Origin of the sequence: Streptomyces sp. NPDC058685 (genome assembly GCF_042714725.1) — a bacterium.
GTDB lineage: Bacteria > Actinomycetota > Actinomycetes > Streptomycetales > Streptomycetaceae > Streptomyces.
In genome coordinates this window covers 26,955-41,347 of record NZ_JBHXSL010000032.1, presented here as the reverse complement: position 1 = coordinate 41,347, position 14,393 = coordinate 26,955, and the positions used below count along the sequence as shown (strand labels likewise).

Annotated in this window: 11 protein-coding genes; 3 read left to right on the top strand and 8 right to left on the bottom strand. The window is 71.0% G+C overall.

Features of this window, described 5'->3' with window-relative positions; all coding sequences use genetic code 11:
* Positions 1 to 82: 82 nt before the first annotated feature.
* Together ACFWU3_RS23880 and ACFWU3_RS23875 are read right to left on the bottom strand one after the other, a co-directional pair.
* On the bottom strand, positions 83 to 1,327 hold the full coding sequence (locus tag ACFWU3_RS23880) for an Ig-like domain-containing protein (RefSeq protein WP_384441211.1): 1,245 nt from the start codon (positions 1,325 to 1,327) through the stop codon (positions 83 to 85).
* Between the two features lie 251 nt (positions 1,328 to 1,578).
* On the bottom strand, positions 1,579 to 2,790 hold the full coding sequence (locus ACFWU3_RS23875; protein WP_384441097.1) for an Ig-like domain-containing protein: 1,212 nt from the start codon (positions 2,788 to 2,790) through the stop codon (positions 1,579 to 1,581).
* Positions 2,791 to 2,954: 164 nt separating this feature from the next.
* Between ACFWU3_RS23875 and glgX the strand changes: the two genes are divergently transcribed.
* The 3 genes from glgX (at position 2,955) to ACFWU3_RS23860 (ending at position 9,057) form a co-directional block, all read left to right on the top strand.
* Positions 2,955 to 5,231 (top strand): glycogen debranching protein GlgX, encoded by a 2,277-nt coding sequence (gene glgX, locus ACFWU3_RS23870; protein WP_384441095.1) that lies wholly within the window; start codon positions 2,955 to 2,957, stop codon positions 5,229 to 5,231.
* A 110-nt stretch (positions 5,232 to 5,341) separates the two neighbouring features.
* Positions 5,342 to 7,201, top strand: a complete 1,860-nt coding sequence (locus tag ACFWU3_RS23865; protein ID WP_384441091.1) for an ABC transporter ATP-binding protein — start codon at positions 5,342 to 5,344, stop codon at positions 7,199 to 7,201.
* A complete protein-coding gene (locus ACFWU3_RS23860) occupies positions 7,198 to 9,057 on the top strand; it encodes an ABC transporter ATP-binding protein (RefSeq protein WP_384441088.1) in 1,860 nt (619 codons plus the stop codon). Before ACFWU3_RS23865 ends, ACFWU3_RS23860 begins: the two co-directional genes overlap by 4 nt.
* Before the next feature lie 60 nt (positions 9,058 to 9,117).
* Here ACFWU3_RS23860 and ACFWU3_RS23855 read toward each other — a convergent pair whose 3' ends face one another.
* The 6 genes from ACFWU3_RS23855 to ACFWU3_RS23830 all read right to left on the bottom strand — a co-directional run bounded on the left by ACFWU3_RS23855 (position 9,118) and on the right by ACFWU3_RS23830 (position 14,391).
* Positions 9,118 to 9,321 (bottom strand): hypothetical protein, encoded by a 204-nt coding sequence (locus ACFWU3_RS23855; protein WP_313943978.1) that lies wholly within the window; start codon positions 9,319 to 9,321, stop codon positions 9,118 to 9,120.
* 70 nt (positions 9,322 to 9,391) lie between these two features.
* Positions 9,392 to 9,835, bottom strand: coding sequence for a thioredoxin (gene trxA, locus ACFWU3_RS23850; RefSeq protein WP_384441208.1), 444 nt, complete (start codon positions 9,833 to 9,835; stop codon positions 9,392 to 9,394).
* Positions 9,836 to 9,840: 5 nt separating this feature from the next.
* Positions 9,841 to 12,483 (bottom strand): ATP-dependent chaperone ClpB, encoded by a 2,643-nt coding sequence (gene clpB, locus ACFWU3_RS23845; RefSeq protein ID WP_384441085.1) that lies wholly within the window; start codon positions 12,481 to 12,483, stop codon positions 9,841 to 9,843.
* On the bottom strand, positions 12,474 to 12,881 hold the full coding sequence (locus tag ACFWU3_RS23840) for a chaperone modulator CbpM (protein WP_384441081.1): 408 nt from the start codon (positions 12,879 to 12,881) through the stop codon (positions 12,474 to 12,476). Before ACFWU3_RS23840 ends, clpB begins: the two co-directional genes overlap by 10 nt.
* Positions 12,878 to 13,831 (bottom strand): DnaJ C-terminal domain-containing protein, encoded by a 954-nt coding sequence (locus tag ACFWU3_RS23835; protein WP_384441078.1) that lies wholly within the window; start codon positions 13,829 to 13,831, stop codon positions 12,878 to 12,880. The genes ACFWU3_RS23840 and ACFWU3_RS23835 overlap by 4 nt, the downstream gene beginning before the upstream one ends.
* An 8-nt stretch (positions 13,832 to 13,839) precedes the next feature.
* Positions 13,840 to 14,391 (bottom strand): nucleotide exchange factor GrpE, encoded by a 552-nt coding sequence (locus tag ACFWU3_RS23830; protein WP_384441075.1) that lies wholly within the window; start codon positions 14,389 to 14,391, stop codon positions 13,840 to 13,842.
* Positions 14,392 to 14,393: the final 2 nt, after the last annotated feature.

Genomic DNA, 14,393 nt, shown 5'->3' with positions numbered 1-14,393 from the left:
GACAACGGACCCGGTGCTGTCGGTCACAGCACCGGGTCCGCCGCACGGCGTCGAGGAGGTCCGGCCTCCCCGGGGAGGGCCGCTACTTCGTCCAGTCCGCCCAGGACATGTTCCAGCCGTTCAAGCCGTTCTCCGGGGCGATCTGCTTGTCCTTGGAGTTCTTCACGATCACGACGTCGCCGATGATCGAGTTGTTGAAGAACCAGGCGGCCGGCGTGCCCTTGTCGTAGCCGCCGCGCACGTCGCGCAGACCGACGCAGCCGTGGCTGACGTTGGCGGAGCCGAAGGTGCCCGACGAGGCCCAGTAGTTGCCGTGGACGAAGGTGCCGGATGTCGACAGGCGCATCGCGTTCGGGACGTCCTTGATGTCGTACTCACCGCCGAAGCCGACGGTGGCGCCGTTCATCCGGGTCACCTTGTACTTCTCGCTGATGACCATCTGGCCGTTGTACGTCGTCGTGGACGGCGCGCCCGCGGTGATCGCGACGTTCTTGATCTGCTTGCCGTCCCGGACCACCGTCATCCGGTGGGACTTGGCGTCCACCGTGGAGACCTGGCTGCGGCCAATGGTGAACTTCACCGTCTTGACCTGCTTGCCGTACACGCCCGGCCGTCCCTCGACGCCGTCCAGGTTGAGCTTCACCGTCACCTTGGTGCCGGCGGCCCAGTACTTCTCCGGCCGGAAGTCGAGCCGGTCGTTGCCGAACCAGTGACCCTCGATCGGCACCGACGGCTCCGCGGTCACCTTGATGGCCTTCTCGACGGCCTCCGGGCTGGTGATGCCCCGGGTGAAGTTGATGGAGACCGGCATGCCGACGCCGACCGTGGAACCGTCCTCCGGCGTGTACTGCCCGATGAAGGTGTTCTTCGGTACCAGCGTGGTGAACGTGGTGTCCTTCGCGGACTCACGGCCGTCCGAGTCCTTGGCCACGGCGTGCACCTTGTACTTGGTGGAGCCGGCCAGGTGCTGGAGCGGCTGCCAGGAGGCGCCGTCCGCCGCGACCTTGCCCTCGATCGGGGTGCCCTTGTCGTCCTGCACGGTGACCGTGGTCAGCTTGCCCTCGGCCGCGGTGACCTTCAGCGCTCCGCTGGTGGCGACCGACGTGGCGCCGTCCTTGGGCGCGATGGTCACGACCGCCTGGGAGGCGGAGTTCCCGACCTTGCCCCCGTCCTTCTTCCCCTTGTCGGCGTCGCCCTTGCCGGAGCCCCCGCCCCCGCAGGCCGTCACGAGCACCAGCAGTGCCCCGACGACAAGAGCCAGCAACGCGGAGCCTCCACGCCCCCGCCCGGCACCGACCGATGCCCCCGATATCGGCTGCCCGTTCACCACGGTCTCTCCCCTCGCACGGCCTGGCCCCGCCACGGCCCGCACCCCCGCGCACCTCACGCACGCACTTCGCTAGATAATCACACCGCGGGTTGTTGAATCTTCCCGCGATTGTCACCGTTCAGTCCCAACGTGTTGGCCGGGCTCGGGGGATGGCGTGCAGGCCGTGAGGGGTGCGGGCCGTGCAGACCGTGATGGCTGCGCGAGGCCGCGGGGCGCGAGCCGTGGGGGCTGTGCTCGGGCCGCAGGGGTCAGCGCAGTGCGGAACCTTCCTTCCACCGCTTCCAGTCCAGGTTCCAGCCACTGAGCCCGTTGCCGGGATCGACCTGCTTGTCGGGCGAGTTCACCACCTCGACCACGTCGCCGATCAGCGTCCGGTCGAAGAACCAGCCGGCGGGGGTGTCCGAGCTCCCGCCCTTCACGTCCCGCAGACCGACACAGCCGTGGCTGACGTTGGTCGAGCCGAACGTCTCCGGCGCGGCCCAGTAGTTGCCGTGCAGGAAGGTGCCGGAGTCGGTCAGCCGCATCGCGTGCGGCACGTCCTTGATGTCGTACTCCCCGCCGTAGCCGACGGTCCTGCCGTCCATCCGCGTGACGTCGTGGAGCTCGCTGACGACCATCTTGCCGTTGTACGTCGTGGACTTGGGCGCCCCCGCGGTGATCGGCACGGTCGCCAGGACCTCGTCGTCCCGCCGTACCTCCATCGTCTTGGCCTGCGCGTCGACGACGGAGACCTGGGAGCGGCCGATGGTGAAGGAGACCTTCTTCTGCTGGATGCCGTAGGAGTGCGGCGCCGCCTGCACATCGCGCAGCCGCAGATCGATCGTGACCTTCGTGCCCGGCTTCCAGTACTCGCGCGGCCGGAAGTCGAGCCGGTCCTTGCCGAACCAGTGGCCCGCGATCTCGACGGGGGGCTCGGAGGTGACCCTGATGGCCCGTTCCACGGCCTCCCTGTTCCGGATCTCCTTGTTGAAGTCGAAGGAGACGATCATGCCGGTGCCCACCGTCGCCCGGTTCTCCGGTTTGAAGTAGCCGATGAAACGGCGGTCGGGGACCTCGGTGGTGAACGTGGTGTGCCGGGCCGAGCGGCGGCCGTGGCCGTCGAGGGCCAGGACGTCCACGCTGTACTTGGCCGCGAGGCCCAGCCGTGCGCCTCCGTTCGGCTTCCACCGCAGACCGTCGTCCGAGATCCGGCCGGGGATCTCGGTCGGCGCCTCGTCCTCGATCTGCGTCACGGTGACCCGTTCGAGCCGTCCGCTGCGCAGTGTCACTTCGAGCGGCCCCTTCGGATCCACCCCCTTGGCGCCGTCCTCGGGAATCACCCGAATGGCCTCCTCGGGGGACCGCGGCTTGCTGCTGATGTCGAATGCCCCGCCGGTGCAGCCGGAGAGCCCGGCCGTCAGTCCTGCGCATGTCAGGGCAATGGCCATGCCTCGCCCGGCCCGCTTCAGTACGTGTCTCACGACCACCCAACGACCGCCCCCCTCCAGGGGAAACGTGGGCGGGGGTCATGTTGGGACATCAGCAGCGAGGGAAGAACAGGTGGGAGGACCACGCGCGGGGCGTCACGGCCGGGACTCCGTGACCGCCGGGGGACGTGGCCCGACGAGCCGCGGGAGGCCGGCAGGTGACGAGCGCAGCCGAGCAGGAGACAGCGCAGCAGGAGGGGGTGCGGGCCGACGGGCCCGTCCCCCTCCGGGCAGCCGGCGTCAACGGCCGCCGGGCGGAGCCCGGTGCGCCCGGGCCGTCGGTGTGGCCCGGGGCACCGACACCACTCGGTGCCCGCTTCCGGGTGGGGCCGGACGGGGTAGCGGGAACCAACTTCGCACTGTGGGCGGGCGGGGCGGAGGCCGTGGAACTGTGCCTGTTCGACGAGGACGGCGTCGAGACCCGCGCGCCGCTGACCGAGCTGACCCATGAGATATGGCACGGCTTCGTCCCGGGGATCCACCCGGGCCGGCGGTACGGCTACCGGGTCCACGGCCGCTGGGACCCGTGGACCGGAGCACGCTGGAACCCGGCGAAGCTGCTCCTCGACCCCTACGCCCGGGCGGTGGACGCGGGCCGGGGGAACGACTGGGGTGCGCTGCCGCCCGAGGTGTACGGGCATGTCCGCGACTGGCCGCAGCAGCATGTCGCCGACACCGTGCGCGACGACCGGGACTCGGCGCCGTACGTCCCCAAGGGTGTCGTGGTGCACGACGACGACGACTGGGCGGACGACCGCCGGCCCAAGACGCCGTGGGCCGACACGGTCATCTACGAACTGCACGTGAAGGGCTTCACCAAGCTCCACCCGGACATCCCCGAGGAGCTGCGGGGCACCTACGCGGGCCTGGCGCATCCGGCGGCCGTCGACCATCTGGTCCGGCTCGGGGTCACCGCCGTCGAACTGCTGCCGGTGCACCAGTACGCCCACGAGGACCATCTGCTCAAGCGCGACCTGCGCAACTACTGGGGCTACAACTCCATCGGCTACTTCGCCCCCCATGCCGCCTACTCCTCCAGCGGGACGCGGGGCGAGCAGGTCGGCGAGTTCAAACGGATGGTACGCGCGCTGCACGCCGCCGGGATCGAGGTCATCCTCGACGTCGTCTACAACCACACGGCGGAGGCGGGCGAGCTCGGCCCGACGCTGTCGCTGCGCGGGATCGACAACCGCGGCTACTACCGGCTGCATTCGGACCCGCGTGCCTATACGGACTACACCGGCTGCGGCAACACCCTGCACGTGGTGCAGCCCCATGTGCTGCGGCTCATCACCGACTCGCTGCGCTACTGGGTGACCGAGATGGGCGTCGACGGGTTCCGTTTCGACCTGGCGGCGGCGCTCGCCCGGTCGATGCACGACGTCGACATGCTCTCCCCCTTCCTCGCCGTCATCGCCCAGGACCCGGTGCTGCGCCGGGTGAAGCTGATCGCCGAGCCATGGGACGTCGGCAGCGGCGGCTATCAGGTGGGTGCGTTCCCGCCCCTGTGGACGGAGTGGAACGACCGCTACCGGGACGCGGTGCGCGACTTCTGGCGCGGCTCGGTGCCGGACGTACGCGACCTCGGGTACCGGCTGTCGGGCTCCAGTGATCTGTACGCCTGGGGCGGGCGGCGGCCGTACGCCTCGGTCAACTTCATCACCGCGCACGACGGATTCACCCTGCGCGACCTGGTGACGTACGAGCACAAGCGCAACGAGGCCAACGGCGAGGGCAACCGCGACGGCACCAACGACAACCGGGCCTGGAACTGCGGCGCCGAGGGCGAGACGGACGATCCGCTCGTCAACGCGCTGCGCAGGCGCCAGATCCGCAATCTGCTCACCACCCTGCTCGTCTCCACGGGTGTGCCGATGCTGGTCGCGGGCGACGAGATGGGGCGTACGCAGGGCGGCAGCAACAACGCGTACTGCCAGGACAACGAGGTCAGCTGGGTGGACTGGTCGCTCGCCGCAGAGCCCGGCCCGAAGAGCCTGCTGGACCTCACCACCCGGCTGCTGGCGCTGCGCCACGCGCATCCGGTGCTGCGCCGGCGCGCCTTCTTCTCGGGCCGGGCCCATGCCGCCGACGGGCTGCGGGATCTGGCCTGGTTCACGTCCAAGGGCACGGAGATGACCGAGGGCGACTGGTACGCCCCGGCGTCCACGCTGGCGCTCTATCTCTCGGGCCGTGACATCCCCGGTCGTGACGCCCGGGGTGCGGAGGTGACGGACGACAGCTTCCTGGCGATCCTGCACGGGGCGGACCGTCCGACGGACTTCCGTCTGCCGGGCGCGCCCTGGGCGCAGTCCTACGAGGTGGTCGTCGACACCTCCTGGGAGGAGCAGGAGGCGGCGCCGGGAGTCGTGTACCGGGGCGGGGAGACGGTGAGCGTGGGGGCGCGGTCGGTGCTGCTGCTCAGAGCGAGGATGTGAGGGAGTCCCGGGGCGGCGTCCGGAAGATGGGTGCACGGGGCACCGGCCGCCGGTGAGTGGCCGGTAATTCGGGTGAGCGCTGTCAGTGGTGAACCGTAGGCTCACCCCTGATGTCGACACCACATGCAGCCACCGAGGACCGGTCAGCCGTGCGTTCGTTGCTGCGGTTGTGGCCCTATGTACGACCGGTGCGTACGCGCCTGTTCAGCGCGGCTTTCGTCGCCGTCGTCGCCTCCTGTCTCGGCCTGGTCATCCCGCTCGTCCTGAAGTGGATCGTGGACGGCCCGGTGGCGGACCGCGATCCGGGCGGGGTGTGGCTCGGGGCGCTCGCCCTGCTGCTGCTCGGGATCGCCGAGGCCGTGCTGTTCGGCTTCCGGCGGTGGCTGGTGGCCCGGCCGCTGGCCGGGGTCGAGGCGTCGATGCGCGCCGATCTCTACCGGCATCTCCAGCGGCTGCCGGTGGCCTTCCACGACCGCTGGGCGTCGGGGCAGCTGCTCTCCCGGGGCACCACCGACCTGATGCTGCTGCGGATGTTCCTCGCCTTCCCGCTGACCTTCCTGCTCGTCAACGCGACGACGATCCTGGTCGGCTATGTGATCCTGCTGGGCCAGGACTGGACGCTCGGGCTGGTACTGATGGCGCCGATCGTGCCGCTGGTCGTGCTCTGTTCGTACTTCGAGTCCCGCTACGCCGTCGTCGCCCGGCGGGCACAGGACCAGGTCGGCGATCTGACGACGGTGGTCGAGGAGAGCGTTCTCGGCATCCGCATCATCAAGGGCTTCGGCCGCCACCGCAGCCAGGCGCACGCCTTCCGCGAGCTCTCGCAGCGCCTGCGCGGGACCGAGCTGGGCAAGGCCCGCCTGCTGGCCGGGATCTGGGCCCTGATCACCACCATCCCCGAGATCACCATCGGCGCCGCGCTGGTGCTGGGCACGGTCCAGGTCGCGGACGGCGGTCTGTCGGCGGGCACGCTGGTGGCGTTCCTGTCGACGGCACTGGCGCTGCGCTGGCCCGTGGAGTCGATCGGTTTCCTGCTGGCGATGAGCCAGGAGGCGGCCACGGCGACCGAGCGGTACTTCGAGGTGATGGACGCCGGGAGCGAGTCGGACGTGCCCGCGGCGACGGGTCCGCCGGCCGCCGGCGGGGACGGGCTGTGCTTCGAGGCGGTCGAGTTCCGCTACCCGGACGCGGCCGCCGACGCCCCGCCGGTGCTCGCGCGCATCGATCTGCGAGTGAGGCCCGGCGAGACGATGGCCCTGGTCGGCGGGACCGGCAGCGGAAAGACCACGCTGACCGCGCTCGTCCCCCGGCTGCACGAGGTGACGGGCGGCCGGATCACGCTCGACGGCGAGGACATCGCCGCGATGCCGCGCGAACGGCTGCGGGAGCTGGTGTCGGTGGCCTTCGAGGAGCCGACCCTCTTCTCCGCGAGCGTCGGCGAGAACGTCCTGATGGGCACGGACGGCGCGGGCGCACCGGAGCTGGAGCGGGCGCTGGAGGTGGCACAGGCAGGCTTCGTGGCATCCCTCCCGCACGGCTGGGACACCCAGGTCGGGGAACAGGGGCTGAGTCTGTCGGGCGGTCAGCGCCAGCGGCTCGCGCTGGCGCGCGCGGTGGTCGGCCGCCCCCGTTTCCTGGTGCTGGACGATCCGCTGTCGGCGCTGGACGTCCACACGGAGGCGCTGGTCGAGGCGGCACTGCGGCGGGTTCTCCAGGACACGACGGCCCTGGTGGTCGCGCACCGGCCCTCCACGGTGCTGCTGGCCGACCGGGTGGCGTTGCTGTCGCAGGGACGGATCGCCGCGGTGGGCACGCACCAGGAACTGCTGCGTACGAACGCGGAGTACGCCTGGCTGATGTCGGGGGCCGACGGCGCGGATTCCGGCCCCGACGGCGCGCAGACCGTCGCCGGGGCAACGCACGGCGCCCGCGCCTTCGACGACCGGCTCAGTGAGGGGAGCGCGCGATGACCGCGACCACGACGACGACCGCCGCCGGTGCCGGTCCCGCCGGCGGCAGCGGCGCCCCCGTCGAGGGCGATCCCTTCGACCGGGACGACCTCCCGACGGCCAGGGGCGCGACCGGCGTCCTCCTGCGGTCGCTGCTCGCGCCGCACCGGGCGCGCGTCGTGCGCGTCGCCCTGCTCCTGCTGCTCCAGCAGGCCGCGGTGCAGGCCGGGCCGCTGCTCGTGGCGTACGCGATCGACCGCGGTGTGCCGGCGTTCCGGCGCGACGACTACGGCCCGCTGATCCTGGTGGCCGTCGGCTACGCGGTCTGCTCGTTCGGCGCGGGGCTGCTCCAGTACTCCTTCATCCGGGCGTCCGCCCGGGTCAACCAGGACGTCCTGCTCGATCTGCGCGGCCGTATCTTCCGGCACGCGCAGGCCCTCAGCGTCGACTTCCACGAGCGCTACACCTCGGGGCGGCTGATCTCCCGGTCGACCACCGATGTCGAGTCGCTGCGCGAATTGCTCAGCGAAGGGCTCCAGGAGCTCATCAACGTCATCCTCGCCTTCGTCTACATCTCCGTGATGCTGCTGTGGCTGGACCTCGGGCTGGGCGGGGTGGCCGTCGCCTCGTTCGTCCCGCTGTATCTGCTGGTACGGCTCTATCAGCGCCGGGCCAGGGCCGTCTTCGCCCGCCGCTCCACCGCGATCGCCGCCGTCATCGTGAAGTTCGCGGAGACGATGAACGGCATCAGGCCGGTGCGGGCGTTCCGGCGCGAGCAGGCGAACGACGCCGCTTTCCGGCAGCTCAACGACCGCCACGGCAGGATCAACGGCGATGCGCTCCTGGAGATGGCGCGCTATGTCGTCGGCTCGCGGCTCGTCGCCAACACCGCGGTCGCCGGGATTGTGCTGTGGGGCGCGTACCGGGTCGCGGACGGGACGCTCGCGCTCGGGGTGCTGGCGGCGGCCGTGCTGTATCTGCGCCGGCTCTACGACCCGATCGACCGGCTGGGGATGTTCCTCAACTCGTATCAGTCCGCGGCCGCGTCGCTCGAGAAGATCGCGGGCCTGCTGGCCCAGACCCCCTCGGTCCCGCAGGCCGCGGCCCCCCGCCCGCTGCCCGCGCTCGCCGGTGACCGGCCGGGCCGTGAGGTCGTGTTCGACGAGGTGCGCTTCGCCTATCGCACGGGTGGCGAGGTACTGCCCCGCTTCGATCTGACGATCCCCGCCGGCCAGACCGTCGCGGTCGTCGGCACGACGGGTGCCGGCAAGTCCACGCTGGCCAAGCTGCTGGCCCGGTTCTACGACCCGACGGAGGGCCGGGTCCTCCTCGACGGCGTCGATCTGCGCGACCTGGAGACACCCGAACTGCGGCGAGGGGTCGTGATGGTCACCCAGGAGGCGTTCCTCTTCTCCGGCACGGTCGCCGAGAACATCGCCGTGGGACGCCCGGACGCCACCCGCGAGGAGATCGAGCGGGCGGCGCGCGCGATCGGCGCGCACGAGTTCATCAGCGGCCTGCCGGACGGCTACGACACGGACGTACGCAAGCGGGGCGGCCGCATCTCGGCGGGCCAGCGGCAGCTGGTGGCCTTCGCCCGTGCGCTGCTCGCCGACCCGTCGGTACTGATCCTCGACGAGGCGACGAGCTCGCTGGACATCCCGGGCGAGCGCGCGGTGCAGCGGGCGATGGACACGGTGCTGCACGGGCGTACGGCCGTGGTCATCGCCCACCGGCTGTCCACGGTGGAGATCGCGGACCGGGTGCTCGTCATGGAGCACGGCCGGATCGTCGAGGACGGCGCTCCGGCCGATCTCGTCGCGGGCACGGGCCGGTTCGCGGAACTGCACCGGGCGTGGCGGGACAGCCTCGTCTGAGGCGGTGTGCCCCCGGCGGCATCCGGTGGATGCCGCCGGGGGCGGACGCCGCGGAGTCGGTCAGGGAAGCAGCTTGTTGACGGCCGCGGTGCCTTCCTCGGCCATCTTGCGCTCCGCCCACTTCAGGTTCGCGGGGGTGACGTCCCGTCCCGAAGCCAGCACCAGGTCCTCGGGGGTCACCTCGCCCTCGGCGCCGGTGCGCAGTCTCGCGTCGGGCGTCACGTCGCCGGGTGACGGCCGCTGCGACTCGGGTTGTGTGCTCATGTGCTGCCTCCTTGTGTGCTCCATGGGGCTCGCGGCCCCCTGGGGCGTCCCCTCTCGGGGTCGCCGGCCGTCAGCGACGGCCGGCGATGGTCTCCTCGACCCATGTGCGCAGGGTCGCGGCGGGCGCCGCGCCCGCCTGGCGGGCGATCACCTCTCCGTCGTCGAGCAGGAGCAGGGTCGGTACGGCCTGCACCTGGAACCGCTGGGCGATGCGGGGGGCCTGGTCGACGTCGACCTTGACGAGCTTGATCCGGCCGGCGAGTTCGTGGGCGACCTGTTCGAGAGCGGGGCTGACCATGCGGCACGGTCCGCACCAGGTGGCCCACAGATCCACCAGGACGAACGGGGTGGCCTTCTCCGCGACGTCCGCGAAGTCGTCGTCGCCGGCGTCGGTGATCCACGGCAGGTCGGCCCCGCACTTGCCGCACCGGGGGCGCCCGTCGGCGGACGCCGGCACCCGGTTCCTTCCGCCGCACCGGGTGCAGGTGACCGTTGCGCTCGTGACCGCGGCCACCGGACTCACGCGGCCTTTCGCACGTCGGCGGGGTCGGTGCCGCCGTAGGTGACGATCAGTTCGCCGTTCTGCGCGTCGACCCGGATCTCCGATCCGTCCTGCACGTCACCGCGGATGAGGGCCCGGCCGATCAGCGTCTCGACCTCGTGGGAGATGTACCGGCGCAGCGGCCGGGCTCCGTAGACGGGGTCGAAGCCCTGCTGGGCGATGAGTTCGACGGCGGGCTCGGTGAGGTGGACGGTGATCTGCCGTTCGGTCAGGCGCCGGCGCAGGTCGGCGAACTGGAGCTCGACGATGTGTTTGATCTGGTCCATGCCCAGCGGCTTGAACAGCACGACGTCGTCGATACGGTTGAGGAATTCGGGGCGGAAGTGGCTCTGCAGTTCGCCCATCACCAGGGCGCGTGCTTCGGGTTTGATCTCGCCGTCGGCGCTCACTCCGTCCAGCAGATAGGTCGAGCCGAGGTTGGACGTCATGATGACGACCGTGTTGCGGAAGTCGACGGTGCGGCCCTGGGCGTCGGTGATACGGCCGTCGTCGAGGACCTGGAGCAGGGTGTTGAACACATCGGCGTGGGCCTTCTCCACCTCGTCGAACAGGACCACGGAGTACGGCTTGCGGCGCACGGCCTCGGTGAGCTGGCCGCCCTCCTCGTAGCCGACGTATCCGGGCGGCGCTCCGACCAGCCGGCTCACGGTGTGGCGTTCCTGGTACTCGCTCATGTCGAGGCGGATCAGGCTCTCCTCGCTGTCGAACAGGGCGGCGGCGAGTGTTTTGGCCAGCTCGGTCTTCCCGACGCCGGTGGGGCCGAGGAAGACGAACGAGCCGATGGGCCGACGCGGGTCGCGGATGCCGGCGCGCGCCCGGATGATGGCGTCGGTGACGAGTTTGACGGCCTCGTCCTGGCCGACCACACGCTCGCCGAGGATCTCGTCCAGTCGCAGCAGCTTCTCCCGCTCGCCCTCCTGGAGGCGGGTGACGGGGATACCCGTCCAGGCGGCGACGATCTCGGCGATCTCGTCCTCGGTGACGACCTCGCGCAGCAGCCGGCTGTCGCCCTGCTTGGCCGCGAGTGCCTCCTCCTCGGCCGCCAGCCGCCGCTCCAGCTCGGTGAGCCGGCCGTAGCGCAGCTCGGCCGCGCGGTTGAGGTCGTAGACCCGTTCGGCCTCCTCGGCGTCCTGGCGGACCTGTTCCAGTTCCTGCCGCAGTTCCTGCACGCGCCGGATGGCCTGGCGTTCGGCCTCCCACTGGGCGTGCATGGCGTCGGACTCGGAGCGCAGATCGGACAGTTCGCGGCGCAGTTCGTCCAGGCGCTTGGCGCTCGCCGGGTCGCTCTCCTTCTCCAGCGCCGCCTCCTCGATCTCCAGCCGGGTCACCCGGCGGGTGATCGAGTCGAGTTCGGCCGGCATGGAGTCGATCTCGGTCCGCAGCCGGGCGCAGGCCTCGTCGACCAGGTCGATGGCCTTGTCCGGCAGGAAGCGGTCGGAGATGTATCGGTGGCTGAGGGTCGCGGCGGCGACCAGCGCGGTGTCCTGGATCTTCACGCCGTGGAAGACCTCCAGGCGTTCGCGCAGCCCGCGCAGGATGGAGACGGTGTCCTCGACGCTCGGCTCGTCCACCACGACCTGCTGGAAACGGCGTTCGAGGGCCGCGTCGGACTCGACGTACTTGCGGTACTCCTCCAGCGTGGTGGCCCCGATCATGTGCAGCTCACCACGGGCCAGCATGGGCTTGAGCATGTTGCCCGCGTCCATGGCGCCCTCGGCGCCACCGCCGGCTCCGACGACGGTGTGGAGTTCGTCGATGAAGAGCAGGATCCGCCCCTCCCCGCCCTTGACCTCGCTCAGCACGGCCTGGAGACGCTCCTCGAACTCACCGCGGTACTTCGCGCCCGCCACCAGCGAACTCATGTCGAGGGCGAAGATCGTCCTGTCACGCAGCCCGTCGGGCACATCGCCGCGGACGATCCGCTGCGCCAGACCCTCCACGATCGCGGTCTTCCCGACCCCCGGATCACCGATCAGGACGGGGTTGTTCTTCGTCTTACGGCTGAGGATCTGGATCACACGCCGGATCTCCTCGTCACGGCCGATCACCGGATCCATCCTGCCCGTCCGCGCCTCCGCCACCAGGTCACGGCCGTACTTCTCCAACGCCTCGTAGGAACCCTCGGGCGTCGCCGAAGTCACCCGCTGATTCCCGCGGATACGGGTCAGGGCGGACAGGAAACCGTCCTTCGTCACACCGTTCTCGGCGAGCAGACGCCCCGCACCCGTCGCGGACCCCTCATCGACCAACGCCAGAACGAGATGCTCGACCGACACGTACTCGTCCTTCAGCCGCTTGGCCTCCCCCTCCGCCGCGTCCAGCAGCTTCGCCAGCCGCTGCGTGACGAACACCTGCCCCGGAGTCGCACCGGGACCGGTCACCTTCGGCCGCCGCGCCAACTCCGCGGACACCGCCGAACGCAACGCCTGAGTATCGGCGCCCGCCTGATCGAACAGCCGTGGAATCAGCCCGTCCGGCTGGTCGAGAAGAGCCAGCAGCAGATGCTCGCCGTCGACCTCGGTCTGATTCAGCCGGCCGGCGATCGTCTGCGCCTCCTGCAAAGCCTCCTGCGACTTCTGGGTGAGCCGGTTCATATCCACGATTCGTCCCTCCTCGAACTGGTCTCGCTACGCCGCAGCGCGTCCTCGAGTTCGGCGATCCGGTCGAGCAGATCGAGCACCAGGCCGATGGACGCGTAGTTGAGGGGGAGCCCGGCCCGCAGCCGCTGGATACGTGCCAGGGTCGCGGGAGCGGTCGGCGCGAACCGGAGCTCTCCACGGCTGTCGCGGGTCGCCGTCACGAGGCCGAGGCTGACGAACCGCCGTACGAGGTCGGGGTGGAGACCCGAGCGCCGGGCGACGGTGTCGAGGTCGAGCCGGCGCGCGGGCACCATCGCATGGCTGCGGACCCGCACATCGAGGTGTTGTGGCGGTGCTGCCTTGGTGCGGCTCGCTCCCCCGGGTGCCGGGGCGGCTGCGGATCGCGGGTCGTTGCTCATCCTGGCTTCCTCGGGTCGAAGGTGGACACGGCCGCCAGCTTCTCGAAGAGCTCACGCTCCTCGTCGTCGAGCTCGGGCGGCACCATGATGCGGATCTCGGCGTAGAGATCTCCGTCGGGGCCGCGCGGGTTGGGCATGCCCTCGCCGCGCAGCCGCAGCCGGCGGCCGCTGGAGGAACCGGCGGGCACCGTGACCCTGGCCGAACCGGTGGGGGTGGGGACCGGCACGGTCGCGCCGAGCGCCGCCTCCCAGGGGGTCACCGGTACCGCGACATGGATGTCCCGGCCCTCCAGGCGGAACTGTGCGTCGGGCTTGATCCGGACCCGCAGGAGCAGGTCGCCCGCGGGTCCGTCCCCGCTCCCCCGTCCGCCCTCCCCGGCGAGCCGGATGCGCTGCCCGTCGACCACTCCGCGCGGGATGTTCACGTCATAGGTCCGCTGCCCGTCCGGGCCGGCGAGGGTGATGCTCCGGTGACCGCCCCGGTACGCCTCCCCGACGCTGAGCTCGATCTCCGCCTCCTGGTCGGCGCCGGGTACCGGGCCGAAGCCCCCGCCGCCCGCACCGCGCCCGAACATCCCGCCGAACAGGTCCTCGAAGTTGATGCCCGAATCGTCGAACCCCTGGCCGCCGCCGGTGCTGTAGCGGACCCGGCCGCCTCCGCCCGGCCGGCCGTACGAACCTCCGCGCGCGCCCGCCCCCGCGGCCACCCGCTCGTCGTAGTCCTCCGGGACCTGCCGGAAGTTCTCGCCGAAACGGTCGTAGCGCTGCCGCGTCCTGGGGTCGGAGAGCACGCTGTACGCCTCGTTGATCTCCTTGAAGCGCTCCTCGGACTGCGGGTCCTTGCTGATGTCGGGGTGATGCTTGCGCGCCAGTTTGCGAAACGCCTGCTGGATCTCGTCGGAGTCCGCGTCACGCCGCACCCCGAGCACGTCGTAGTAGTCACGGGCCATGGAGGGCCTCACTCCTGCCGTTTCGCGACGACCACGGAAGCGGGCCGCAGTTGGCTCTCACCCGCGCCGTAGCCGGGACGTACGACCTCGACGACCGTGTTCGGCTCGGCGCCCTCCGCCTCGACGACGCCGACGACCTCGTGCTCGGCCGGGTCGAAGGGCACCCCCGTCCGGTCGTCGCGGGGATAGCCCAGGCGGGTCAGCACATCAACAGCCTGGTCCCGTACGGCTTTGACGCCTTCGAGCACGGGAGAGGAATCGGACCCGGCATGGGCGAGGGCCAGTTCCAGATTGTCGAGCACCGGCAGCCAGGCCGCCGCGGTACGGGCGCGCTCGGCGCCGCGCTCGCGCTCCAGCTCCCTGGCATGGCGTTTGCGGAGATTGTCCAGATCGGCGAGGGCCCGATGCCAGCGGTCCCGGAGGTCGGCCAGCTCGGCGGTGCGGTCGTCCGCCTCCGGCACCTGCCGGGGCTCCGCGGAGTCCGGCCGGTCGTCGGACCGCTCCGGCGGGGTGGCGCCCAGCTCGTCCGGGGACGTCACCGGCCCCTGTTCGGTGGACATGA